The sequence below is a fragment of the Mangrovivirga halotolerans genome, from assembly GCF_026241165.1.
Taxonomy (GTDB): domain Bacteria; phylum Bacteroidota; class Bacteroidia; order Cytophagales; family Cyclobacteriaceae; genus Mangrovivirga; species Mangrovivirga halotolerans.
On record NZ_JAPFQN010000007.1, the window covers coordinates 81,593 to 105,819 of the forward strand.

The following is a 24,227-nucleotide window of genomic DNA, read 5'->3' on the forward strand; positions in this document are numbered from 1 at the left end:
AAAAAGGTTATGGATATAAAGCCAATTGAAACGTGGGGAAGTAAAACCAACAAACCTTTAATCATATCGGGTCCGTGTAGTGCTGAAACTGAGGACCAGCTTCTGGACACTTGTAAACAAATCAAACAGTTAGGTATCAATGTAATGCGGGCAGGTGTATGGAAACCCAGAACAAGACCTAACTCGTTTGAGGGAATTGGTACGGAGGCCCTTCAATGGATTGAATCTGTTAAAAATGAATTAAATGTAGAATTTGCAATAGAGGTTGCCAATCCCCAGCACGTTGAAGAGGCTTTAAAACATAACATAGATATTCTGTGGATAGGCGCAAGATCAACCGTCAACCCATTTACTGTTCAGGATATAGCTGATTCATTAAAAGGAGTTGATATTCCGGTATTAATTAAAAATCCTATTAATCCGGATCTTGCTTTATGGCAAGGTGCCATAGAAAGGATTGCTGGCGCAGGTATTGAAAGAATAGGTGCGATACACCGTGGTTTTAGTAGTTTTCAACAATCGAAATTCAGAAATGAACCAATGTGGCAATTACCAATAGAGTTAAAAAGATTAATGCCGCAAATACCAATGATTGGTGATCCAAGCCATATAGCTGGAGAACGAGATCTGATCTATGATCTGTCTCAAAAAATGCTTGACCTGAATTATGATGGATTAATGATTGAAACTCATCGCAATCCGAACCAGGCATGGAGTGATGCTAAGCAACAAGTTTCTCCACAACAATTAAAAGAAATAATACAGGTTTTAAATACCAGAATTCCTAACACTGACGATGAGTCTTTTACTAATAAACTTGAAGATCTAAGAGGACGGATAGATCAATCTGACAGAGAGCTTCTCGAAGCAATAGCAAATAGAATCAGGCTGGTAGAAAAAATAGGAGATTATAAAAAAGAAAATAATGTAGCAGTTTTCCAGGTTAAAAGGTGGGATGAGGTTTATAGATCTCGTGAAAAATGGGGCGAAGCACTGGGGTTAAATTCAGATTTTGTAAAAGAATTGGTTAAGCTGCTTCACACTGAGTCAATAAAAACCCAAACGCGTATAATGAATAAAAAGGAGGATAGTAATGATTCCTAACTATATAAAAATTGAATCTCCCTTAAATGACTCTGTAAATTCTTTCATCAGGAATAAAGAAGTCAGTAAGGTTTTTATTCTGGTAGATGAAAACACAGAAAAGCATTGCCTTTCGAAGATTAAAATTGATTTTGATGCAAAAATAATAAAGATTCAATCCGGAGAATCCAACAAAACACTTAACACTTGTTGTTTGATATGGAATGAACTTACCAAAGAAAATGCTGATAGAAAATCTCTGTTGATAAACCTTGGCGGAGGTGTTATCGGTGATATGGGTGGATTTTGTGCTTCTACTTATAAAAGGGGAATATATTTTATTAATATACCCACTACCCTTTTATCTCAGGTTGATGCTTCAATCGGGGGAAAACTTGGTATTGATTATAACGGACTTAAAAATCATATCGGGTTATTTCGTGACCCTGATCAGGTTTTCATCAATAATAATTTTCTCCAGACTTTGCCAGAAAGACAATTGCTATCGGGCTATGCCGAGGTTGTAAAGCATGCGTTAATTGCTGATTCTGCCTGGTGGGAAAAAATAAAAAAAATTGATCCTTTGAATGTAAAAGACTGGTCTGAAATTACCTTAAATGCTATAAGAATTAAAGGTGAAGTAGTTTCTAATGATCCTACTGAAAAAGGATTGAGAAAAATATTGAATTTCGGCCATACAATTGGTCATGCGATTGAAAGCTGGTTCCTAGAAAATTACGGCGACAATGCCTGTCTGCATGGTGAAGCGATTGCTGCAGGTATGATTATAGAAGCAGACCTGAGTACTAAATTTAGCGGGTTATCAAAAAATGATTTTAGCGATATAAGTAACTATATACTAAACACATTCAGACCCTTACATATTCCTGAAAAGGCAATAGACAAAATTGTAAACAATTGTGTTCACGATAAAAAAAATAAGGGCAATAAAATATCCTTTGTGCTTTTAAACAATATTGGAGAAAGCACATTTGATGAAATTGTCAGCTTAAAAGAAGTAAGAATTGCAGTTGAAAATTATATGCAGTTGATTTCGAGATTTTCAGATCAAACTCCTAAAAGTTGATTGTCTGAAGGATCGTTTGATTCAGCATAATTTCTTGAATCAACTTCTTTGACACCAGTAAGAGCATTAATATTAGATTTTAAAATTTTCACTTTGTAGAGTAATGACCTTCTGGTTTCATCTCCTTTACCTGGAGCAATTAAAAAACCGATTGTTGTACCAATTGCAGCTCCGGCTATGAGGGTAAAAAATTTTCCGGTAATAGATGTTTTCATAGGCTTAAAATTAAAAGTTAAACTAATATTTAATTACTTATAATATACGAAAACCGTGCCGAAATTGTTGAATTGAAAATATAAATTAACAAAAACTTAATCATGCCAAGCCTTAAAATAGAAAAGAAGAAACTTTTGCCTTCTGTTGAAATAAAACCAGTTGCCAGTAAAAGTGAAAGTAACAGGGCATTAATAATTGAGGCACTTGCCAATGCAGATGATACGATCAGTAATCTCTCAGCTGCGAGGGATACACAAACAATGAAGAGGCTACTAAACTCAGAAGAATCAACTCTTGACGTAATTGATGCTGGTACTACTATGAGATTTCTTACTGCATATATGGCCATTCATGAGAGAGAAGTAACTCTTACCGGCACTGAAAGAATGTGCCAGAGGCCAATAGGAATATTAGTGGATGCTTTAAGGTCTATCGGTTGCAATATAGATTACCTTAATGAAGAAGGGTATCCTCCTTTACAAATCAAGCCTTTCAAAGGGCAGTCAAAAAATGAGATTTCAATAAAAGGAGACATTAGTTCGCAATATATCTCAGCATTATTGATGATCGCTCCAGTATTACCCGAAGGTCTTACAGTTAATATTACAGGTAAACTTGGCAGCAGGCCCTATGTCGAAATGACTCTAGGGCTAATGAATCATTATGGAGTTAAGGCAGAGTGGACAGACAATACAATAAAGATTCCACATCAAAAATATCAACCACGCAATTATGAAATTGAAAGTGACTGGTCGGGAGCAAGTTACTGGTTTAGTATAGTTTCTCTGGCTGACGAGTCATCGATTTTTTTAAAGGGCCTTCGTCAAAAAAGCTTTCAGGGGGACAGGGTCATTACTGCTATTATGAAAAGCCTGGGGGTAAAGTCTGAATTCTCTGATGATGGTGTTAACCTTTCAAAGTGTGATCATGACGACGTTATCCATATTGACTTTTCTGATTGCCCTGATCTGGCACAAACCGTAGCTGTTGTATGCGCAGCTAAAGGAGTGCAATGCCATCTGTCAGGACTCGAAAGCCTCAGGATAAAAGAAACTGATCGGATTCAGGCCTTGCAAAATGAGCTGGGTAAATTAGGTGCAAAAATGGAAGAGAACAAAGGTGAATGGCTATTAACTCCGAGTTCAGAGATACCTGAAGTAGTACATATTGAAACTTATGATGACCATAGGATGGCAATGGCCTTTGCTCCTCTTGCTACCAGGCTTAATGTGAATATCGCTGATGGAAATGTCGTGGCTAAGTCATACCCAAATTTCTGGGATCATATGCGGAAAGCAGGTTTTGAAATAAAGCAAGGTTAATTTATGACCTTGCTCTTAACTTTTTAAAATAATCAAAAGCTTTAGTTAGCCTACTTCCATACCAGGAAAAATATTCTCCATCAACTATTTTGATTTCTGAATCAGGATATATGTTTTTTATTTCGGGGAAATCCTTCTCCTTAAAAGGATATGGTTCACTACTCAATAAAATTTCATCAGGCTTTAAAGACTTCATTTCGTCTGTTAATTCAGGATATCTTGGGAAAGAACTTAAATTTTGATATCCTGCAGCATTAAGCATTTCATTTATGAAAGTATCGCTACCTGCCATCATCCATGGATTTTTCCATATAAAATAAAGACAGGTTTTAACAGGAAAGCTTTTTAGTTCTGACGACTTCCTTTTTATTTCATTGATGATATCACCAGCTTTTTGTTCTCTTCCAGTCAAAGAACCGATGTCACTAATCATGCGGTTTACATCATGTAAATTGGAGATATCACTAATATAGACAGGAAAGTCCCGGGCAAGGGTTAGAATATCCTCCTTAACATTTTCTTCTTTATTTGCAATAATCAGATCTGGCTTCAACTTCCTGATTTTATCTATCCGCAGTTTTTTAGTTCCACCTATTATTTCTTTTTCTTTTAACCAATTCTCCGGATGAACACAAAACTTGGTAATACCTACAACTCTTTTATCAAGATCCAGATCACATAATAGCTCGGTTTGAGAGGGGACTAAAGATATGATACGAACAGGAAAGTTATTTAATTCTACTTTCCTGTTCATCATATCAATAATTACTTTCCTATTTGATGTATCTGAAGTCATGACCTGCTTTGAGTTGCAATAAAAACTCATACATAAGTCTAATGACATTTTCAACGTCATCTTTATGAGCCATTTCCACCGTAGTATGCATATATTTTAATGGAAGGGAGATTAAAGAAGATGCAACACCTTCGTTACTATAAGCAAAAGAATCAGTATCAGTTCCGGTTGCCCTGCTCGCAGCCAGTCTCTGGAAAGGTATTTCTTTTTCTTTTGCTGTATCAATAACCATTTTCAATAAATTATTCTGAACTGCAGGTCCATAAGTCAATACAGGTCCTTTCCCACATTTAAAATCTCCCTGTTCTTTCTTATTGTACATTGGAGAATGCGTATCGTGACACACATCTGTCACAATTGCTACATCCGGCTTCAACCTTTGTGCTATCATCTGGGCTCCTCTTAATCCAACTTCTTCCTGCACCGCATTGACAACATATAATGTAAATGGTAGTTCTGCTTTATTCTCTTTCAATCTTCTGGTTACCTCAGCTATCATGAATCCTCCAATTCTATTATCCATAGCCCTGCCAGTATAAAAACGATCATTTAGCACAGAAAAGGTGTCATCAAATGTGATCACACAACCAACGTGAACTCCTAATTTTTCTACTTCTTCCTTGCTTTCAGCTCCAATATCAATACAGATGTTCTTTAAAGATGGAGATTCCTCTTTATCCTGTTGCCTTATGTGGATTGCAGGCCATCCAAAAACTCCCTTTACGATTCCGTTATCTGTATGAATATTTACTTTCTTAGAAGGAGCGATCTGATGATCAGAACCTCCATTTCTTCTGACATAGATATATCCATCATCATTGATATAATGAACAAACCAACTTATTTCATCAGCATGAGCTTCGATTACAACTTTATAATCTTTACCCGGGTTGATCACTCCTACTGCCGTGCCATACACATCAGTAATGTAATCATCAATATAAGGCTTTAGGTAATCGAGCCAAAGTTGCTGGCCGGGAGTCTCAAATCCTGTCGGCGAAGCATTATTCAGGTAATCATTTAAGAAATTAAAACTTTTATCGTCCATAATTAATAGCTTTATTTTATAAAAAGGGCAATCTGAAAACAGATTGCCCTTACCTTATTAAGTGTTTTTTATAACGGAATGTTTCCGTGTTTCTTTCGAGGAAGGTTATCAACCTTATTTTGAAGCATTTCAAAAGCTCTTATCAACTTTTTCCTGGTATCTCTAGGAAGAATTACTTCATCTACATAACCACGATGCGCTGCTCTGTATGGATTTGCAAATTTTGCAGTATAATCGTCAATCTTCTCCTGCAGCTTTGCCTCCCTGTCATCTGCCTCTGATATCTCTTTTCTGAAAATAATCTCGGAAGCCCCTTTTGCACCCATTACAGCAATTTCAGCAGTTGGCCAGGCGTAATTAAGATCTGCTCCTATGTGTTTAGAGTTCATCACATCATATGCTCCGCCATAAGCTTTACGAGTAATTACAGTTACTCTTGGAACTGTTGCTTCACTAAATGCATAAAGAAGTTTTGCCCCGTTGGTAATTATTGCATTCCATTCCTGATCTGTTCCAGGTAAAAACCCTGGCACATCTTCTAATACCAGTAATGGAATATTAAAACTATCGCAAAATCTAACAAACCTTGCAGCTTTTTGACTTGCATGGATATCTAATACGCCGGCTAATGAAGCGGGTTGATTCCCAACTATTCCTATGCTTTTTCCTGCTAATCTTGCAAAACCAACAACGATGTTTTCAGCAAAATCCTTATGAACCTCCAGAAATGAATTCGCATCTACAATACCATCAATAACTTCCTTAATATCATATGGCTGATTTGGGTTTTCAGGTATTACCTCATCAAGTTGCTGACGAGTCTCATCTGCTTTTTCATCATAAGGAACTGAAGGAGGTAACTCTTCACAGTTCTGAGGAACGTAGCTCATCAAATTCTTTATATTATTGATGCATTCCACTTCGTTTGCACAAGAGAAATGAGTTACCCCACTTTTGGTACTATGAGCACTTGCTCCTCCTAACTCTTCGGCAGTAACATTTTCCTGCGTAACCGTTTTTACAACATTCGGCCCTGTTACAAACATATATGAGGTGTTTTCAACCATCATAATAAAGTCAGTAATAGCCGGGGAATACACCGCACCACCAGCACAAGGTCCCATGATAGCTGAAATCTGAGGGATCACGCCAGATGCTCTTACGTTTCTGTAAAATATATCTGCATAACCTGCCAGAGAAACAACCCCTTCCTGAATTCGAGCTCCTCCGGAATCATTTAAACCAATTACAGGCACACCATTTTTCATTGCAAGATCCATGATCTTAACAATTTTTTCTGCATGAGTCTCAGAAAGCGAACCGCCAAAAACAGTAAAGTCCTGAGAAAAAACATAAGTAGGTCTACCGTGGATCTTACCATATCCTGTTACTACACCGTCACCCAGATAATGTTGCTTATCGAGTCCGAAATCCTTAGCGCGATGCATTACAAATTTCCCGATCTCTTCGAAGGTTCCTTCATCTAGAAGAAGTTCTATTCGCTCTCTCGCGGTTAACTTTCCCTTCTCATGCTGGGCTTTTATCCTAGCTTCACCCCCACCTTGTTCGGCCTCTTTATTTTTTCTGGCTAATAAATCAAATTTTTCTTCCCTTGTAGGTAGTGTATATATTGCTTTACTTTTTTCAGAATCTGAACTCATGTTCTTAAATGGGTTTAATTTGTTTATCAAATATATATAACTTCAGGCTTATACACCCAAAATATCAAATGCATTGTCATATGTTTTGTTGCAAGGCTAAAAATAGCTAAATTTCGCCGATTTTTTAAGTCAATATGCATAATCAAAAAACTGCCGTAATAGATCTTGGTACCAATACCTGGCACCTTTTAATTGTTAGAGTTGTTAACCATGAAATAGAGGTATTGCACAAAGAAAAACAAGCTGTTGGTATTGGTAAAGGAGGTATTACTAAAGGTTATATAACCGAGGAAGCTAAAAATCGGGGTTTAACAGCAATATCCCAATTTAAAAGAGTAATAGACAATCTCGAAGTTGACCAGATTTACGCTACTGCTACAAGTGCAATGCGTAATGCAAAAAACGGACAAGAGATAGCTGACCTGATCAATGATGAATATGGTATAAAAGTCGAGATCATCGATGGTGATAAAGAAGCAGAATACATTTATGAAGGTGTGAAATCAGCAATCTATATTGGTGATGAAACATCTTTGATCTTAGATATTGGAGGCGGAAGCGTTGAATTCATTATTTGTAATGAACACAATATTTTCTGGAAACAGTCATTTGAAATTGGCGGGCAGAGACTGGTCGATATGTTTCAGTCATCTGATCCAATGCCAAAAGATAAGATTGAAGAATTAAACAAATATCTTGAGATTATGCTTGCACCTCTAATTGATGCTACAGAAAAGTATCATCCTGTAGTATTAATTGGCGCTTCAGGTAGCTTTGATACTTTGAATGACATTGCATGTGAAAAGTATCCTTTGAAATACAACAAAATTAAATCTGATTTATGGCTTGATCTTAAAGATTTTGAAGAAATTTACAGCAATCTTGTAGTAAAATCAAGAGAGGAGCGATTACAAATACCTGGTATGATCGCTTTAAGAGTCGATATGATTGTTGTAGCCGGGGTTTTAATCAAATTTGTATTAAACACCCTAAATCTTAAAAGAATTCGAATTTCTCCTGCTTCATTAAAGGAAGGCCTTTTACATGAGGTTTTATTGAAGGAAGATGAAGAAGAAAATAATTAGAAAATGACTACTAATTATTCCTATAAGGAACTTTATAAATTCGCTAAAAATATATTTTTGGCTATTGGATGCAGTGATGACGATGCAACACAAGCAACCAATACACTTTTGTCGGCAGACCTTAGAGGTGTAGATTCTCATGGTATTGCCAGGCTGATCGGATATGTTAGACTCTGGGAATCTGAAAGAGTTAATCCAAAACCCAATATTAAAGTTGTTCATGAAACGCCTTCTACGGCTGTAATAGATGGAGATAAAGGCTTGGGTCTGGTGGTTGGCCCTGTAGCAATGAAGATTGCTATGGAAAAAGCTAAAAATGTCGGAACCGGATGGGTAGCAGTTAAAAACTCTAATCATTACGGAATTGCAGGATATCATAGTATGATGGCTTTAGAAGAAGATATGATCGGTTTCAGCTTTACTAATGCCAGTCCGTTAGTAGCACCAACATATGGTAAAGAAAGAATGCTGGGCACTAACCCTATTAGTGTAGCGATCCCTACGAAAGACGAACCACCATTTGTCGCTGATATGGCAACAACTACCGCAGCAAACGGAAAATTAGAAATACTTCAAAGAAAAAATGAAAAAGCACCTTTGGGTTGGGTACAGGATAAAGAAGGAAATCCATCAACCGATCCCGGTGCCGTAAAAGATGGAGGAGCTTTATTACCTTTAGGGGGATCTCCAAAAAATGCCGGTCATAAAGGATATATCCTCGGATCAATAGTTGATATTTTGTCAGGAGTTTTATCAGGAGCCAATTATGGTCCATGGGTTCCTCCTTTCGTTAGTTTTTTACCTGTTTCAGATAATCCGGTGGGTGAAGGCCTGGGACATTTCTTTGGAGCTATGAGAGTTGATGCATTTCGACCAAAAGAAGATTTCTTAAAACATATGGATCACTGGATTCGAAGATTCAGAGAAACGGAATCAATAAATGATGAAGAAAAAGTTAAAATTCCAGGAGACCCGGAAAGGATGTTCGAGCAAGAAAGAAATGAAAATGGTATTCCCTTACTAAAGCCTGTAGTAGAAAGTCTTAAATCTCTTTCTGAGAAGTTTGATGTTGAATTACCAAATCCTAATTGATTACAACATTATTCCAGCCCTGATTACCAATGGACTACCGTAAGGAGATTTAATGTCATCATGAAGAAGGTTATATAGAGCAGAAAGGAAAACCCCTGAACCAGTCCTGCCAATTGGCTGAACATAACCTCCGCCAAGAAAAAATGAAGGTACCCATTCTCTTTTTAGTCGGGCATCTTCCACAAAATCTACTCTTAACATTTCATATTCCGTACGTAGGAAAATATTATTTAAAATAAAATAATTTGCCCACAGACTACCTCCATAACTATTATAGGACCCTTCGAAAAAAGGATCATCGTATTTAACATATAAATATCTGATCCCGAAACCAGTCATAAATCGTTGATTAACCATGTAGCCAACTGAAGGAGATAAATCCAAATAAAAAGGATTAAATCCAAATCCTAATCCACCACCTACTCTTACTTTTTGCCAAAATTCATTATCTTCTTTTTCTTGTTGATATCTCTTCGTTGCTTCTTCTTTAACATCAACTGAATCTTCTTTTCTATCGCCTTCCTTATAATATTCCTGGCTAAAAGAACTGAAAATGGTTAGTATGAAAATGACAAAGGTGATTGATAGATTTCTCATTCCTATTCGTTATGGTCTACGATTATATATAAATCCTCAGATTCTTTCTTCATAAAATATCTTTCTCGGGCAAATTTTTCTAGTAGCTCGGTATTACTCAATAATTCTTTCCTGTCCTTTTCAACCTGCTGGATATTCTCTTCATAATATTCTTTTTCCTTTTCCAGGTTGTTCAGTTTAGAATTAAGCTTGAAAGTTGTTATAAAATTTGTGTTATCGAAAAAAAGCATCCAAACTAAAAACACTACTAGACTAAGAACAAAAATGTTTGACATTTTACTCTTAATACGACTCAAAAATTTCTCCAACTCTAACATTATAAAAATTATTTATCCCCCTCAAAGATACCTGTTTTAAGTAAAATAATAATCTTGTTCGATACTTTCAATAAAAAAAGCTGTAAACGTGATGTCTACAGCTTTCTTTGTTAATAATAATAATAAATATTAGTTTTTGGCAGTTGGGTATTTAGCTACCTCGGCCAATTCTTCTTCTATTCTAAGTAATTGGTTATACTTGGCCATTCTATCACTTCTAGAAAGAGATCCCGTTTTGATCTGACCGGCATTAGTTGCTACTGCAATATCTGCGATAGTTGCATCCTCTGTTTCACCACTTCGGTGACTAATTACAGCAGTAAAGCCCGCTCTATGAGCCATATCAATAGCTTCAAGAGTTTCTGTTAGCGTACCAATTTGGTTTACTTTGATCAAAATACTGTTAGCAGATTTCTCTTTGATACCTCTTTCAAGAAACTTTACGTTGGTAACAAATAGGTCATCACCCACAAGCTGACATCTGTCGCCAATTTTTGAAGTTAACAGGTTCCATCCATCCCAATCTTCTTCAGCACAGCCATCCTCGATTGAATCAATCGGATACTTGTCGATTAATTCCGCAAGATAGTCAACTTGTTCCTCCTGATTTCTTTTCTTACCATTCTCTCCTTCGAATTTGGCATAATTGTAAACACCATCCTCGAAAAACTCAGAAGAAGCACAATCAAGTGCTAATGTTACTTCAGTACCAGGCTTATATCCAGCTTCTTCGATTGCCTGGATAATAGTATCAAGAGCTTCTTCAGTACCTCCGGTAAACTCAGGGGCAAAGCCGCCTTCATCACCTACCGCAGTACTTAATCCTTTTCCTTTTAAAATCTTTTTCAGCTGATGGAAAATCTCAGTTCCCATTCTCATCGCTTCATTAAATGAAGGTGCTCCAACAGGTCTGATCATAAACTCCTGAAAAGCAATAGGAGCGTCAGAGTGAGAACCACCATTAATGATATTCATCATAGGTACAGGAAGAGTATGTGCGTTGGCACCACCGATATATCTGTATAAAGACTGCCCAGATTCCATTGCTGCAGCTTTTGCAACTGCAAGTGAAACACCTAAAATAGCATTAGCTCCCAGTTTACCTTTATTATCGGTACCATCCAGTTCGATCATGATTTTATCAAGCATATTTTGCTCATAAACATCAAACCCGACAAGTTCAGGTGCTATAACCTCATTTACGTTTTCAACAGCTTTTAAGACACCTTTCCCGCCAAATCTATCTTTATCATCATCTCTCAATTCAACTGCTTCATTCACACCTGTGCTCGCACCCGATGGTACAGCAGCTCTGCCTACAAAGCCGTTTTCAGTAGTTACATCAACTTCAATGGTTGGATTACCACGAGAATCCAGAATTTGTCTGGCGTGGATACTTTCAATTAAACTCATAGTTTTAGTTTTTAGTTCATTAACGCTATAAAATCATCAAATAAGTATCGGGAATCATGAGGACCAGGGCCAGCTTCAGGGTGATATTGTACCGAGAAAACCTTTTTATCCTTTATCCTGATTCCTTCAACAGTTTTGTCATTCAGGTTAATGTGTGTCATTTCAACATTAGGGTGTTGTTCCACAGATTCCATACTTACAGAGAATCCATGATTTTGAGAAGTTATTTCACTTTTTCCAGTGAGAAGATTCTTAACAGGGTGATTTAATCCTCTGTGTCCATGGTGCATTTTATAAGTTTCCACATCATTGGCAAGAGCAATTAATTGGTGACCAAGGCAAATTCCAAACATCGGACTTCCACTTTGTTGGATTTCCTTTACAGTTTCAACTGCATAGGAAGTGGCAGCAGGGTCTCCAGGCCCATTACTGATAAAGTATCCTTTTGGCCCCCATTCTTTCATTTCTTCGAAAGAAGTTTTAGCTGGGAATACTTTACAGTAAATCCCCCTGGAGGTCATATTTTCTAGAATGCTTGTCTTACAACCAAGATCCAAAACAGCAACCTTTATTCCACTAGGATCACCTACGAAATAAGGTTCCTTTGCTGATACTTTTGTACTGAGCTCCAAATTTAACATAGAAGGAATTTTATCTAGTTCCTTCTGAAGTTCTTCTTTTGTATGATACTCAGAACTGATAATACAGTTCATAGCTCCTTTTGTTCTTACATGCTTAACAAGCTTACGGGTATCAAGGTCAGCAATTCCTACAACCTTGTTGTCATCAAGATATTTGTGCAGAGTTTCATCGGAAGTTTTTCGACTTCCTTTCCATGAAAATTCATTTACAATAATACCACTTATCTGAGGATTAGCAGATTCTTGTTCATCATCAATTACATTGTAATTCCCGATGTGAGAAGTTGTACTGATAATAACCTGTCCGTAGTAAGATGGATCGGTATAAATTTCCTGATAACCTGTCATTCCGGTGTTAAAACAGATCTCACCACCAGCGGTTCCGGAGTAACCTACTGAAATACCATGTAACAAAGTACCATCTTCGAGTAACAAGCTTGCTTTTGAGTGCGGATTATACTTGGCTGTAGTCATAATGTATTCGCGAAATAGATTTTGTGCAAAAATAAAAAAGGGAACAAACATATGTTTGCTCCCTTTTAAATTTATTTAGTAAATATTTATTATTCACCTTTATCTTCATTCTTTTCATCAGAAGATTTTGATTCAGAATCTGTTTTTTTAGATTCTTTTTTTGGTGCAGCTTTCTTAGCTTCAGCTTTTTTAGTATCAGCTTTAGGCTTTTCAGCTTTTGGTTCTTCAGTTTTACTTTCTTCTGCTTTAGTTTCTTCAGCTTTTGCTTCAGACTTAGGAGCAGCAGATTTTGCTTTTGAACCACTACCTCTTCGGCTTCTTCTGGTTTTCTTACCAGCCGATTTTTCTTCTTTAACTAGTAGCTCATTATAATCTACTAATTCCATGATACACATATCAGCGTTATCTCCAAGTCTTGAATTAAGCTTGATAATTCTTGTGTATCCACCTGGTCGGTTAGCAACCTTATCAGCTACTTCGTTAAATAAAGTATCTACTGAATACTTATTTTGAAGGTAACTGAAAACTACACGACGAGAGTGAGTTGAATCAGCCTTCGCTTTAGTAATCAAAGGCTCAACATATTTTCTAAGGGCTTTAGCCTTAGCTACAGTCGTCGTTATTCTCTTATGTAGGATGAGTGAACTTGCCATGTTAGAAAGCATTGCCTTTCTGTGAGAGGCAGTTCTACCCAAGTGATTAAATTTTTTACCGTGTCTCATTTTTCTTACTCTTCGTCAAGTTTATACTTAGACAAATCCATTCCAAAAGTTAATCCTTTTTCCTGAACTAACTGCTCAAGCTCAGCAAGAGACTTCTTACCGAAGTTACGGAACTTCATCATATCAGAGATCTCAAGTCTTACCAGATCACCAAGAGTTCTAACATCTGCCGCTTTAAGACAGTTGTAAGCTCTTACTGATAGGTCAAGATCACTTAATGAAGTTTTAAGCAGCTTTCGCATATGTAGCATTTCTTCATCTACTTGCTCAGGCTCTCCTGATTTCTCAGTTTCAAGGATCATATTCTGATCAGAGAATAGCATAAAGTGCTGGATCAAAATATTAGCAGCTCCTTTTAATGCATCTTCAGGATGTATAGATCCATCAGTTTCAATGTCAAGCACTAACATTTCATAGTCAGTTTTTTGCTCAACACGAGTATTTTCAACGCTGAATTTCACGTTTTTAATAGGAGTGAAAATCGCATCAATTGGAATATATCCGAATACCTGTTCAGCTGGTTTGTTCTCTTCAGCTGGTAAGTACCCTCTTCCTTTATCGACAGTTAATTCGATTTCGAAATCAACAGACTCGTCCATATGACAAATCACCAAGTCTGGGTTTAGAATTTCGAAGGCAGAGGTATTTCCACCAATATCTGCAGCTTTAAATTCTTTGCTACCGCCAACCTTAACTGTGATTTTGTTTTCAACAAGGTCGCCTACTTTCTTAAATCTAACCATCTTCAGGTTAAGGATGATCTCAGATACATCCTCTACAACACCTTCGACAGAAGAGAATTCGTGTAGAACGTCCGGAATTTTTATACCGGTGATGGCATATCCTTCTAACGAAGAAAGAAGGATTCTTCTAAGCGCATTACCTATAGTAACTCCATATCCCGGTTCAAGTGGTTTAAATGTAAAAAGCCCGTGAAAATCATCTGCTTTCTCCATCGCCACCTTTTCGGGCATTTGAAATGCTAAAATGGACATATTATTTCGAGTCTTTATATTAGTCAATAGGATTATTTAGAGTACAATTCAACGATCAGTTGTTCCTTAATGTTTTCAGGAATCTCATCACGTTGTGGCATTGTTACGAATTTACCAGCAAACTCTTTTCCGTCCCACTCAAGCCATGAAAATTGCTTTCTGCCTGCAGCAAGTGAGTCACTGATTATTTCCAAAGTTTTACTTCTTTCACGCACACCAACAACATCACCTTCTTTTAAAGAATAAGATGGTATGTTAACGATTTCACCATTAACAGTTATGTGTTTATGTGATACAAGTTGTCTTGCACTCCTTCTTGTAGGCGCAATACCTAATCTATATACGGTGTTGTCCAATCTAGCTTCCAATAATTGAAGAAGAACCTCACCGGTTACTCCCTTCTTTCTTGTAGCTTTTTCGAAAGTATTAGCGAATTGTTTCTCTAATACACCGTAAGTATATTTTGCCTTTTGTTTTTCAGCAAGCTGAATTGCGTATTCAGACTGCTTTCTTCTGCGGCTACGTCCGTGTTGTCCCGGACCGTAACTTTTCTTTTGAAGCGCTTTGCTCGGACCAAAAATCGCTTCCTGGAATTTACGGGCTATTTTAGCCTTTGGACCTGTATATCTAGCCATTATTTTTTTCCGTTCAGTTAATTAAATTAGACTCTTCTTCTTTTAGGTGGACGACATCCGTTGTGTGGAAGAGGTGTGATATCTTTGATCATTGTCACCTCGATACCAGTGTTCTGGATTGTTCTGATTGCTGATTCACGACCAGCACCAGGACCCTTAACGAATACTTCAACCTTTCGAAGACCAAGATCATATGCTTTTTGAGCACAATCCTGAGCAGCAGTTTGAGCAGCATAAGGAGTGTTCTTTTTAGAACCCTTAAAGCCCATTTTACCTGCAGAAGCCCATGAAATAACTTGACCGGCCTGATTGGTCATTGAGATAATGATGTTGTTGAAGGTCGCCTTAATATGAGCCTGACCTACTGCATCAACAACTACTACTCTCTTTTTTGCTTTATCTTTTCTTTTTTGAGCCATATTTCACTACAATTTTCAGGAAGGTAATCTATCCTGTTTGCTATTATTTAACAGCTTTTTTCTTGTTAGCAACAGTTTTACGTTTACCTTTTCTCGTTCTCGAGTTGTTTTTAGTTTTTTGACCTCTAACAGGTAAACCTTTTCTGTGACGAAGTCCTCGGTAACAACCGATGTCCATAAGTCGCTTAATATTAAGCTGCACTTCTGATTTTAAAACACCTTCTACTTTGTGATTTTCAGAAATAACATTACGAACAGCTGTTGACTCATCATCAGTCCACTCGCTTACTTTTTTATCCTTATCGACCCCGGCTTTTGACAAAATCTCTTGAGCTGAACTTTTTCCTATACCGAAGATATACGTAAGAGAAATTTCTCCCCTTTTATTATCCGGAATATCGACTCCTGCAATACGTGCCATAATTATCCTTGTCTTTGTTTAAACTTAGGGTTCTTTTTGTTAATAACGTACACCTTTCCTTTTCGGCGTACGATTTTGCAATCGCTGCTTCTTTTTTTTACGGATGCTCTTACCTTCATGACTTTATTTGTATCTGTAAACGATTCTACCTTTAGTTAAATCATACGGAGACATTTCTAATTTAACTTTGTCCCCTGGTAATATTTTAATGTAATTCATCCGCATCTTACCTGAAATATGAGCTATAACTTCGTGCCCGTTTTCAAGTTCAACGCGGAACATCGCATTCGACAATGCTTCGGTTATTGTACCGTCTTGTTCAATGGATGATTGTTTCGCCATATTGTTCTTTTAAATAGTCTTCAATATATTGATGCGTTGTTAAAATCTCTGCCTCACCTTCTTCGGTGATAGCAATTGTGTGCTCAAAATGAGCACTCGGTAATCTATCTGCAGTTCTAATGGTCCAACCATCGGCTTCCTGAACAATACTCCGTCCACCTTGATTTACCATTGGTTCTACTGCTAATACATAACCCGGCTTCAATTTAGCTCCACGACCGCGCTTTCCATAATTAGGAACCTCCGGCTTTTCGTGTAGATTCTTGCCAACACCATGGCCGACAAGTTCTCTTACAACTGAAAACCCTTCTTTTTCAACAAATGATTGTACAGCATAGCCTATATCTCCGATCCTGTGTCCGGCTACTGCAGCCTGGATCCCTTCATAGAGGGATTGGCGAGTTACGCGAATCAGCCGCTTTATTTCTTCGCTAACTTCACCTACTGCATAACTGTAAGCACAATCACTGTGGTAGCCTTTATAAAAAACACCACAATCAATTGAAACTAAATCTCCATCTTTCAAAACGTACTCACCGGGAATACCATGAACGACGTTTTCGTTCACTGATATACAAAGTGATGCGGGAAACCCGCTATATCCCAAAAAGGACGGATGTCCTTGATGATCCTTTATAAATTCTTCAGCTATCTTATCAAGCGCTTTAGTCGAAACTCCTGGCTTTACAGCTTTCGCTACTTCACCATGAGCTCTTCCGAGTATATCGGCGCTTTCCTTTATGATCTCTATTTCTTCTTTTGATTTAACAGGAATCATAAATTAGACAACTGCCGCTTCAGAACGTCCTTTTACTTTACCAGACTTCATTAGTCCTTCGTAATGACGCATTAATAAATAACTTTCTATCTGCTGAAGAGTATCAAGTATAACTCCAACCATAATCAACAAACTAGTTCCACCATAAAACTGAGAGAACTGAGGAGAAACTCCTGCTAACGTTGCAAATGCAGGTAAGATCGCTACAATTGCAAGAAAAATTGATCCTGGAAGAGTAATCTTAGTTAAAACACTATCTAGATACTCTGATGTTTCTTTACCTGGTTTAACACCCGGAATAAAACCTCCGTTTCTTTTCAATCCATCTGCTATTTCTGTAGGGTTTACAGTGATAGCTGTATAAAAGAAAGTGAAAAGAATAATTAATATAGCAAAGGTTATATTATAAACCGGAGTCTGGTAGTTTGAGAACGTTGTAATAAAATAGTTACCCAGATCTGTATCTTGAAAAGGCTGAGCGAATAGAGCAGGTAAAAACATCAATGCCTGAGCAAAAATGATCGGCATCACACCTGAACTATTAACTTTCAAAGGAATGTATTGTCTTTGTCCACCGTATGCCCGGCCACCTGAAACATGCGCTTTGGCATAATTTACAGGTATTCTTCTCACAGCTTTTGTAAGAGCAACAACTGCCATTACAACAAAAAACAATGCAACCATTTCCAATACGAAAAGTATTATACCTCCCTGGTCACCTTTTGAAGAAAATTCAAAAATCAGTGAACTTGGAAACCTTGATATAATACCGATCATGATCAACATTGAAATACCATTTCCAATTCCTTTATCAGTAATTCTTTCGCCAAGCCACATACAGAACATGGTTCCGGAGGTAAGAATTATAGCTGAACTGATTTTAAAGAATAATGGATCAACCACAACTGCTTCACCCGGGATGTAAGCAGTTAGGTATCCTATAGACTGACCTAATGTAATTATAATAGTCAGTACTCTTGTAATCTGAGTTAATCTTTTACGACCGCTCTCCCCTTCTTTCTGCAATCTTTGGAAATGAGGAATAGCTATAGTTAGCAATTGAACTACGATCGATGCCGAAATGTACGGCATAATACCTAAACCGAAAATCGCAGCATTATTAAATGCACCACCTAAAAAACTGTCAAGCAATCCGAAGATTCCTTCTGCAGATTCAGGTAGTCGATCTGGATCAACGCCAGGTAAAACGATAAAAGACCCAAGGCGAAATATTATTAAAAAGCCAAGGGTGTTAAGGATCCTAGTTCTTAGTTCCTCAATCGAAAAAATGTTCCTGATGGTCGTAATAAACTTTTTCATTCTTCTAATTAAAGTGTTGTTACTGATCCGCCTGCTTTTTCTATAGCTTCCTTAGCAGAAGCAGAAAATTTATGAGCAGTAACTGCTAATTTAGACTTTAATTCTCCTTTGCCAAGAATTTTGATCAAATCATTTTTCTGAGCAAACCCATTATCGATCAAAACCTGAAGGTCGATCGTATCTAATTTTTTATTATCAGCCAATTCTTGTATTTGATACAAGTTAACTGGCTTATATTCTACTCTGTTAGGATTTCTGAATCCAAATTTAGGAACCCTTCTTTGAAGAGGCATCTGTCCACCTTCAAAACCGGCTTTGCTACTGTATCCAGATCTGGATTTAGCACCTTTATGTCCTCTTGTTGAAGTTCCACCACGGCCAGTTCCCTGACCTCTACCTATTCTTTTTGAATTCTTCGTCGATCCCGCGGCAGGTTTTAATGTATGTAATTTCATATCTCAGTTACATTTACCAAGTGACTAACTTTATTGATCATACCCGCTATTTGAGGAGTATTTTCTACCTCTACGGATTTATTGATACGTCCTAAACCTAGCGCTTCTATCGTTCTAACCTGACGCTTTGGACGACCAATTGTACTTCTTACTTGCGTAATTTTAACCTTCGCCATAATCTTTACCCGTTAAATACTTTATCTAGTTCAACACCTCTTGTTTGTGCCACAGTGTAAGCATCACGTAACTTAGACAGACCATTGAAAGTCGCCTTTACAGCGTTGTGAGGGTTAGATGAACCCTTAGATTTAGCGAGTACGTCTGTAATACCTGCACTTTCAAGTACAGCACGCATAGCACCACCAGCGATAACTCCAGTACCGTGAGATGCAGGTTTGATCAATACTAGTCCACCACCGTATTTACCAACGGTTTCATGAGGAATAGATCCTTTTAGTACAGGAATTTTGATCAGATTCTTTTTTGCATCATCGATGCCTTTAGTGATAGCGTCTGTTACCTCATTAGCTTTACCTAATCCGTAACCAACAACTCCGTTACCATCTCCTACAACAACAATTGCAGAGAAACTGAAGCGTCTACCACCTTTTACTACTTTAGCTACACGCTTAATTGCTACGACCTTTTCTTTAAGGTCCAATTCACTCGCTTTTACTGATCTTATTGTACTACTTTGTGACATATTCTTAGAATTTTAGGCCTCCTTCTCTAGCACCTTCAGCTAGTGACTTTATTCTGCCATGGTAGCGGTAACCGCTACGATCGAAAACGACAGTCTCGATGCCATTAGATTTTGCTAGTTCAGCAATTTTCTTACCTACATTATTTGCATCCTCTACATTGAAATTCTTCTTAGAAGGATTTATTTCTCGAGAAGAAGCGTAAGCAAGTGTATTACCATTTAAATCGTCTATTAATTGTGCATATATAGAAGAATTACTTTTATATACACTCAAACGAGGACGCTCTGCGGTACCACTTACTTTTTTACGTATTCCTCTTCTTATTCGTAATCTGCGGTTATATTTCTTAATAGCCATATTACTTCTTATTATTTAGCAGCGGTTTTACCTGCTTTACGTCTAATTCTTTCACCTACGTAGCGTATACCTTTACCTTTGTAAGGCTCAACTTTTCTAAGTGATTTAATCTTAGCTGCAACCTGGCCGATTAATTGCTTATCATTACTTTCGAGAGTAACGATAGGGTTTTTACCTTTTTCGGTAGCAGCAGATACTTTTACCTCTTCAGGAACCTGAAAGAAGATACTATGAGAATATCCAAGGTTAAGTTCAAGTAACTGACCTTGCGCTGTAGCTTTGTAACCTACACCCACAAGTTCTAATTCTTTTTTATAACCATTAACAACACCCTCAACCATATTAGCAACTAGGGCACGAGTAAGACCGTGCATCGCTTTATGCTTCTTCTGTTCGGTTGGACGAACAAATTCAACTTGACCGTCCTCGATGGATATTTCTATTTCTTCGCTCACATCCTGTACAAGTTCACCCTTAGGGCCTTTAACTGTAATTTGACCAGGTTTATGAGTTATTGTTACACCTTCTGGTATAGTTATCGGTTTTTTACCAATTCGTGACATAATTTCCTAATTAGTATACGTAGCATAAAACTTCACCACCGATATTCTGTGTACGAGCTTCTTTGTCAGTCATCACACCTACACTGGTAGATAAGATGGCAACTCCAAGACCGTTAAGTACACGAGGCAATTCGGAGGCTTTCGCATATTTTCTCAAACCAGGCTTACTAACACGCTCTAGATGAACGATAGCAGGAGCCTTGGTTACAGGGTTATACTTCAACGCGATCTTGATTGTGCCCTGTACATTCACATCATCTTCAAACTTATACCCTTGGATATAACCTTTATCATGAAGGATTTTTGTCATTTCCTTCTTAATATTCGAAGCGGGTAACTCAACCACACGGTGGTTTGCAGTCATCGCGTTTCTAATCCTTGTTAAATAATCTGCTATTGGATCAGTCATCTTTAATCAATAATATTGTTAAGCCTGATTTGAAACAGGCGTGCAAAGATAAAGAACTTTTCTTATATATAAAATAAAAGGGCTGATAATTACCAGCTTGCTTTTTTAACACCCGGAATTTTTCCGTCTAGTGCCATTTCTCTAAAAGTTACCCTTGAGATTCCAAATTTTCTCATATAACCTTTAGGACGACCAGTTAATTTACATCTGTTGTGTAGTCTAACCGGTGAGGCATTTCTTGGAAGTTTATCAAGACCTTCGTAATCGCCAGCAGCTTTTAATTCAGCACGCTTCTTCGCATACTTGGCTACTAAACGCTCACGCTTTCTTTCTCGGGCTTTTAATGCTTCTCTTGCCATAATTTCTTATTTGTTTTTGTTTACGAAAGGCATTCCCAGCGCTTTCAACAATTCAAAACACTCTTCATCTGTATCGGCAGTGGTTACAAACGTTATATCCATACCGTTTATTTTCTTAACCTGATCGATACTGATTTCAGGGAAAATAATCTGCTCTTTCACACCCAGTGTGTAATTACCTCTGCCATCGAATCCTTTGTCACTTACACCACGGAAGTCTCTTACACGTGGAAGTGCGATATTTAATAATCTATCAAGGAATTCGTACATGCGTTCTCCTCTCAAAGTAACTTTAGCTCCGATAGGCATTCCTTCTCTTAACTTAAAGTTTGAGACAGAGTTTTTCGCAAGGGTAACTACGGCTTTCTGACCTGTGATTGCAGTTAATTCCTCAACACCAACATCTACCAACTTTTTATCGGCAACTGCTGCACCAATACCTTTGTTGATACAAATCTTGGTGATCTTAGGCACCTGCATTACAGACTTGTACTGAAATTTTTCTTTCAGTGCAGGTGCAATCTCGCTTAGGTATTTATCTTTTAATCTTGGATTAGCCATTTTTAATTACCTCTCCGGTTTTTTTTGAATAACGTTGTAGTTTACCGTTTTCATCAACTTTACGTCCTACTCTTGTAGGTTCGCCAGTTGCGGGATCAACCAACATCAGGTTGCTCATATGAATAGGTGCTTCAACCTTCTCGATACCACCCTCTGGCTTAGTAGCCGAAGGTTTAACATGTTTAGTTACCATGTTTACGCCTTCTACGATAGCGCGGTAAGTTGAAGGGATCACCTCAAGAACTTGTCCTGTTTTACCGTTTTGATTTCCAGCAATCACTTTTACGGTATCACCCTTACGGATGTGGAATTTATTTGTTTTGTGTGCGTTCTTCATAACTTAAAGTACTTCAGGAGCTAAGGAAACAATTTTCATGAATTGCCTTTCACGAAGTTCACGTGCAACAGGCCCGAAAATACGGGTTCCTCTAGGCTCGTCATTGTTATTCAGCAGCACAGCGGCGTTGTCTTCAAAGCGAATATAAGACCCGTCTTTACGACGAACTTCTTTCTTCGTACGAACAACAACAGCTCTTGAAACTGTACCTTTCTTCAGGTTGCTTGATGATAATGCAGATTTTACTGTTACGATGATCTTGTCACCGACAGAAGCGTATCGCTTTCCGGTTCCTCCAAGTACTCTTATACAAAGCACCTCTTTGGCACCACTGTTATCTGCAACGTTAAGTCTAGACTCTTGCTGTATCATGATTACTTCGCTCTCTCTAAGATTTCTACTAATCTCCACCTTTTGTTTTTAGACAAAGGTCGAGTTTCCATGATTCTTACTGTATCTCCTATTCCGCACTCTTCATTTTCATCGTGCGCAGTGAATTTGCTGGTCTTACCAACGAATTTACCGTAGATAGGATGTTTTTCTTTTCGATCAACAGAAATGGTAATTGTCTTTTGCATTTTATTGCTGACAACTTTACCTATTCGTTCTTTTCTTAATTTTCGATTCTCCATTGCCTTTTTTCTTATTTAGCAATTTCTTTTGCTCTTAGTTCTGTTTTAAGACGAGCTATTAACCTGCGCGACTCACGGATCTTCATCGGATTCTCAATCGGAGAGATCTCGTGTGCAAACTTCAATTTGCTTAGTGCTTCAGTTTCCTCGTTTATGCGAGCTTCTAGCTCTTCGGCTGTCAGAGATTTAATTTCACTCGTTTTCATACCCTTATTCAGTATAGTCTCTTCTTACAACAAATTTTGTACTGATAGGTAGCTTTTGCTGAGCTAATCTCATTGCTTCCTGAGCTAATGCACGTGGCACACCTCCGGCTTCAAATAAGATTGTACCCGGCTTTACAGTAGCCACCCAATATTCCGGTGCACCTTTACCTTTACCCATACGAACCTCTGCAGGTTTCTTAGTGATGGGCTTATCTGGAAAGATACGGATCCATACCTGACCCTGACGTTTCATTGCACGGGTCATGGCGATACGAGCAGCCTCTATCTGGCGAGCAGTAATCCATCCTGGTTCTAACGATTTGATCGCGAAAGAACCGAATGAAATGGTATAACCTCTTTGAGCTATCCCTTTAACTCTACCCTTCTGCTGCTTTCTGAATTTTGTTCTTTTAGGTTGTAACATTTCTAAATTTTGTTAACGTTCAGCAATCTTTTAAACCTGCGTCGGTTAGCGCTTTCTGCGTTGACGTTTTCTTCCGCCGCCGCTGTTACCTTGATTCGAACCGCCTCCAACGTTAGGCGATAAATCGCGCTTGCCGAACACTTCACCTTTAAAGATCCAAACTTTGATACCGATTATACCATAAACAGTATCAGCTTCAGACACATGATAGTCGATATCTGCACGTAGGGTATGCAAAGGAATTCGACCTTCTTTATATTGCTCAGTTCGAGCCATTTCAGCGCCACCTAAACGTCCGCTAACTTTGATCTTAATACCTTGCGCTCCAACTCTCATTGCTGATGAGATGGCTTGCTTCATCGCTCTTCTATAAGAGATACGAGCTTTAAGCTGCTGCGCAATGCTATCGCCTACGAGTTTGGCATCTAACTCCGGGCGCTTAATTTCAAAGATGTTAATTTGAACGTCCTTACCAGTTAACTTTTTAAGCTCTTCTTTGATACGATCTACTTCCGAGCCACCTTTCCCGATAACGACTCCGGGGCGGGCAGTGTGAATGGTAAGAGTGATACGCTTAAGGGTGCGTTCTATAACTATTTTTGAGATACCACCTTTAGGTATCCTTGCTTCTACATATTGTCTTATCTTGTGGTCTTCTACCAGCTTATCGCTGAAGTCCTTACCTCCGAACCAGGCAGAATCCCAACCTTTGATTATTCCCAGTCTAAGACCTATAGGATTTACTTTTTGTCCCAT

36 protein-coding genes are annotated in these 24,227 nt (G+C 37.9%); 5 read left to right on the forward strand and 31 right to left on the reverse strand.

The window, feature by feature from the left end:
- The first annotated feature begins 9 nt into the window (after positions 1-9).
- Together OO013_RS14050 and aroB are read left to right on the forward strand one after the other, a co-directional pair.
- Positions 10-1,104, forward strand: coding sequence for a bifunctional 3-deoxy-7-phosphoheptulonate synthase/chorismate mutase type II (locus tag OO013_RS14050; RefSeq protein WP_266057561.1), 1,095 nt, complete (start codon positions 10-12; stop codon positions 1,102-1,104).
- Positions 1,094-2,170 carry a 3-dehydroquinate synthase gene (aroB, locus tag OO013_RS14055; protein WP_266057562.1) on the forward strand — a complete coding sequence of 359 codons (1,077 nt, stop codon included), beginning with the start codon at positions 1,094-1,096 and terminating at the stop codon, positions 2,168-2,170. The genes OO013_RS14050 and aroB overlap by 11 nt, the downstream gene beginning before the upstream one ends.
- On the opposite strand, the gene OO013_RS14060 is transcribed toward aroB, so the two are convergent.
- Entirely contained in the window at positions 2,152-2,385 is a 234-nt protein-coding gene (locus OO013_RS14060; RefSeq protein WP_266057563.1) for a YtxH domain-containing protein, read from the reverse strand. The genes aroB and OO013_RS14060 overlap by 19 nt on opposite strands.
- Positions 2,386-2,487: 102 nt before the next feature.
- Here OO013_RS14060 and aroA point away from each other — a divergent pair, with 102 nt between their 5' ends.
- The gene (gene aroA, locus OO013_RS14065) at positions 2,488-3,708 is read left to right on the forward strand and encodes a 3-phosphoshikimate 1-carboxyvinyltransferase (protein WP_266057564.1); all 1,221 of its coding nucleotides are present in this window, start codon (positions 2,488-2,490) and stop codon (positions 3,706-3,708) included.
- Position 3,709: 1 nt separating this feature from the next.
- On the opposite strand, the gene OO013_RS14070 is transcribed toward aroA, so the two are convergent.
- The 3 genes from OO013_RS14070 to OO013_RS14080 all read right to left on the reverse strand — a co-directional run bounded on the left by OO013_RS14070 (position 3,710) and on the right by OO013_RS14080 (position 7,213).
- The gene (locus tag OO013_RS14070; RefSeq protein WP_266057565.1) at positions 3,710-4,504 is read right to left on the reverse strand and encodes an ABC transporter substrate-binding protein; all 795 of its coding nucleotides are present in this window, start codon (positions 4,502-4,504) and stop codon (positions 3,710-3,712) included.
- The gene (locus OO013_RS14075; RefSeq protein ID WP_266057566.1) at positions 4,482-5,552 is read right to left on the reverse strand and encodes a M42 family metallopeptidase; all 1,071 of its coding nucleotides are present in this window, start codon (positions 5,550-5,552) and stop codon (positions 4,482-4,484) included. Before OO013_RS14075 ends, OO013_RS14070 begins: the two co-directional genes overlap by 23 nt.
- A 68-nt stretch (positions 5,553-5,620) precedes the next feature.
- Positions 5,621-7,213 carry an acyl-CoA carboxylase subunit beta gene (locus tag OO013_RS14080; RefSeq protein WP_266057567.1) on the reverse strand — a complete coding sequence of 531 codons (1,593 nt, stop codon included), beginning with the start codon at positions 7,211-7,213 and terminating at the stop codon, positions 5,621-5,623.
- 134 nt (positions 7,214-7,347) lie between these two features.
- On the opposite strand from OO013_RS14080, the gene OO013_RS14085 reads away from it, so the two are divergent.
- Both OO013_RS14085 and OO013_RS14090 read left to right on the forward strand, forming a co-directional pair.
- Complete coding sequence (locus tag OO013_RS14085; protein WP_266057568.1) at positions 7,348-8,298, forward strand: Ppx/GppA phosphatase family protein; 951 nt, start codon at positions 7,348-7,350, stop codon at positions 8,296-8,298.
- 3 nt (positions 8,299-8,301) lie between these two features.
- A complete protein-coding gene (locus OO013_RS14090) occupies positions 8,302-9,390 on the forward strand; it encodes an Ldh family oxidoreductase (protein WP_266057569.1) in 1,089 nt (362 codons plus the stop codon).
- Here OO013_RS14090 and OO013_RS14095 read toward each other — a convergent pair whose 3' ends face one another.
- The 27 genes from OO013_RS14095 to rpsC form a co-directional block, all read right to left on the reverse strand.
- Entirely contained in the window at positions 9,391-9,987 is a 597-nt protein-coding gene (locus tag OO013_RS14095) for a hypothetical protein (RefSeq protein WP_266057570.1), read from the reverse strand.
- 2 nt (positions 9,988-9,989) lie between these two features.
- Positions 9,990-10,304 carry an FtsB family cell division protein gene (locus tag OO013_RS14100; RefSeq protein ID WP_266057572.1) on the reverse strand — a complete coding sequence of 105 codons (315 nt, stop codon included), beginning with the start codon at positions 10,302-10,304 and terminating at the stop codon, positions 9,990-9,992.
- Between the two features lie 129 nt (positions 10,305-10,433).
- The gene (eno, locus tag OO013_RS14105; protein WP_266057573.1) at positions 10,434-11,717 is read right to left on the reverse strand and encodes a phosphopyruvate hydratase; all 1,284 of its coding nucleotides are present in this window, start codon (positions 11,715-11,717) and stop codon (positions 10,434-10,436) included.
- A gap of 11 nt (positions 11,718-11,728) precedes the next feature.
- The gene (carA, locus tag OO013_RS14110) at positions 11,729-12,832 is read right to left on the reverse strand and encodes a glutamine-hydrolyzing carbamoyl-phosphate synthase small subunit (RefSeq protein ID WP_266057574.1); all 1,104 of its coding nucleotides are present in this window, start codon (positions 12,830-12,832) and stop codon (positions 11,729-11,731) included.
- Positions 12,833-12,921: 89 nt separating this feature from the next.
- On the reverse strand, positions 12,922-13,554 hold the full coding sequence (gene rplQ, locus OO013_RS14115; protein WP_266057575.1) for a 50S ribosomal protein L17: 633 nt from the start codon (positions 13,552-13,554) through the stop codon (positions 12,922-12,924).
- A gap of 5 nt (positions 13,555-13,559) precedes the next feature.
- Positions 13,560-14,549 (reverse strand): DNA-directed RNA polymerase subunit alpha, encoded by a 990-nt coding sequence (locus OO013_RS14120; RefSeq protein WP_266057576.1) that lies wholly within the window; start codon positions 14,547-14,549, stop codon positions 13,560-13,562.
- A gap of 32 nt (positions 14,550-14,581) precedes the next feature.
- The gene (gene rpsD / locus OO013_RS14125; RefSeq protein ID WP_266057577.1) at positions 14,582-15,184 is read right to left on the reverse strand and encodes a 30S ribosomal protein S4; all 603 of its coding nucleotides are present in this window, start codon (positions 15,182-15,184) and stop codon (positions 14,582-14,584) included.
- Between the two features lie 26 nt (positions 15,185-15,210).
- Positions 15,211-15,603 (reverse strand): 30S ribosomal protein S11, encoded by a 393-nt coding sequence (rpsK, locus tag OO013_RS14130; RefSeq protein WP_137089647.1) that lies wholly within the window; start codon positions 15,601-15,603, stop codon positions 15,211-15,213.
- Positions 15,604-15,646: 43 nt separating this feature from the next.
- Positions 15,647-16,024, reverse strand: a complete 378-nt coding sequence (gene rpsM, locus OO013_RS14135) for a 30S ribosomal protein S13 (RefSeq protein WP_137089646.1) — start codon at positions 16,022-16,024, stop codon at positions 15,647-15,649.
- 2 nt (positions 16,025-16,026) lie between these two features.
- A complete protein-coding gene (gene ykgO, locus OO013_RS14140) occupies positions 16,027-16,143 on the reverse strand; it encodes a type B 50S ribosomal protein L36 (RefSeq protein ID WP_137089645.1) in 117 nt (38 codons plus the stop codon).
- Positions 16,144-16,147: 4 nt separating this feature from the next.
- A complete protein-coding gene (gene infA / locus OO013_RS14145) occupies positions 16,148-16,366 on the reverse strand; it encodes a translation initiation factor IF-1 (RefSeq protein ID WP_137089644.1) in 219 nt (72 codons plus the stop codon).
- Complete coding sequence (map, locus tag OO013_RS14150; RefSeq protein WP_266057578.1) at positions 16,344-17,144, reverse strand: type I methionyl aminopeptidase; 801 nt, start codon at positions 17,142-17,144, stop codon at positions 16,344-16,346. Before map ends, infA begins: the two co-directional genes overlap by 23 nt.
- 3 nt (positions 17,145-17,147) lie before the next feature.
- A complete protein-coding gene (gene secY / locus OO013_RS14155) occupies positions 17,148-18,464 on the reverse strand; it encodes a preprotein translocase subunit SecY (RefSeq protein ID WP_266057579.1) in 1,317 nt (438 codons plus the stop codon).
- A gap of 8 nt (positions 18,465-18,472) precedes the next feature.
- Positions 18,473-18,919: a 50S ribosomal protein L15 gene (gene rplO, locus OO013_RS14160; protein WP_266057580.1), complete on the reverse strand. Its 447-nt coding sequence runs from the start codon at positions 18,917-18,919 to the stop codon at positions 18,473-18,475.
- Complete coding sequence (gene rpmD, locus OO013_RS14165) at positions 18,916-19,095, reverse strand: 50S ribosomal protein L30 (protein WP_137089640.1); 180 nt, start codon at positions 19,093-19,095, stop codon at positions 18,916-18,918. The genes rplO and rpmD overlap by 4 nt, the downstream gene beginning before the upstream one ends.
- 5 nt (positions 19,096-19,100) lie before the next feature.
- Entirely contained in the window at positions 19,101-19,622 is a 522-nt protein-coding gene (gene rpsE / locus OO013_RS14170) for a 30S ribosomal protein S5 (RefSeq protein ID WP_137089639.1), read from the reverse strand.
- Positions 19,623-19,626: 4 nt separating this feature from the next.
- Positions 19,627-19,980: a 50S ribosomal protein L18 gene (rplR, locus tag OO013_RS14175; protein WP_266057581.1), complete on the reverse strand. Its 354-nt coding sequence runs from the start codon at positions 19,978-19,980 to the stop codon at positions 19,627-19,629.
- Between the two features lie 11 nt (positions 19,981-19,991).
- Positions 19,992-20,543 carry a 50S ribosomal protein L6 gene (rplF, locus tag OO013_RS14180; protein WP_266057582.1) on the reverse strand — a complete coding sequence of 184 codons (552 nt, stop codon included), beginning with the start codon at positions 20,541-20,543 and terminating at the stop codon, positions 19,992-19,994.
- A 10-nt stretch (positions 20,544-20,553) separates the two neighbouring features.
- A complete protein-coding gene (gene rpsH, locus OO013_RS14185; protein ID WP_137089636.1) occupies positions 20,554-20,952 on the reverse strand; it encodes a 30S ribosomal protein S8 in 399 nt (132 codons plus the stop codon).
- Between the two features lie 89 nt (positions 20,953-21,041).
- Positions 21,042-21,311, reverse strand: coding sequence for a 30S ribosomal protein S14 (gene rpsN, locus OO013_RS14190; RefSeq protein WP_137089635.1), 270 nt, complete (start codon positions 21,309-21,311; stop codon positions 21,042-21,044).
- Between the two features lie 6 nt (positions 21,312-21,317).
- A complete protein-coding gene (rplE, locus tag OO013_RS14195) occupies positions 21,318-21,872 on the reverse strand; it encodes a 50S ribosomal protein L5 (RefSeq protein WP_137089634.1) in 555 nt (184 codons plus the stop codon).
- Positions 21,865-22,209, reverse strand: a complete 345-nt coding sequence (gene rplX, locus OO013_RS14200; protein ID WP_137089633.1) for a 50S ribosomal protein L24 — start codon at positions 22,207-22,209, stop codon at positions 21,865-21,867. Before rplX ends, rplE begins: the two co-directional genes overlap by 8 nt.
- 3 nt (positions 22,210-22,212) lie before the next feature.
- Positions 22,213-22,581 (reverse strand): 50S ribosomal protein L14, encoded by a 369-nt coding sequence (gene rplN / locus OO013_RS14205; protein WP_137089632.1) that lies wholly within the window; start codon positions 22,579-22,581, stop codon positions 22,213-22,215.
- Between the two features lie 2 nt (positions 22,582-22,583).
- Complete coding sequence (rpsQ, locus tag OO013_RS14210) at positions 22,584-22,841, reverse strand: 30S ribosomal protein S17 (protein ID WP_266057583.1); 258 nt, start codon at positions 22,839-22,841, stop codon at positions 22,584-22,586.
- Positions 22,842-22,852: 11 nt separating this feature from the next.
- Complete coding sequence (rpmC, locus tag OO013_RS14215) at positions 22,853-23,047, reverse strand: 50S ribosomal protein L29 (RefSeq protein WP_137089630.1); 195 nt, start codon at positions 23,045-23,047, stop codon at positions 22,853-22,855.
- 4 nt (positions 23,048-23,051) lie between these two features.
- A complete protein-coding gene (gene rplP / locus OO013_RS14220) occupies positions 23,052-23,471 on the reverse strand; it encodes a 50S ribosomal protein L16 (RefSeq protein WP_266057584.1) in 420 nt (139 codons plus the stop codon).
- A 45-nt stretch (positions 23,472-23,516) separates the two neighbouring features.
- Positions 23,517-24,227, reverse strand: a complete 711-nt coding sequence (gene rpsC / locus OO013_RS14225) for a 30S ribosomal protein S3 (RefSeq protein WP_266057585.1) — start codon at positions 24,225-24,227, stop codon at positions 23,517-23,519.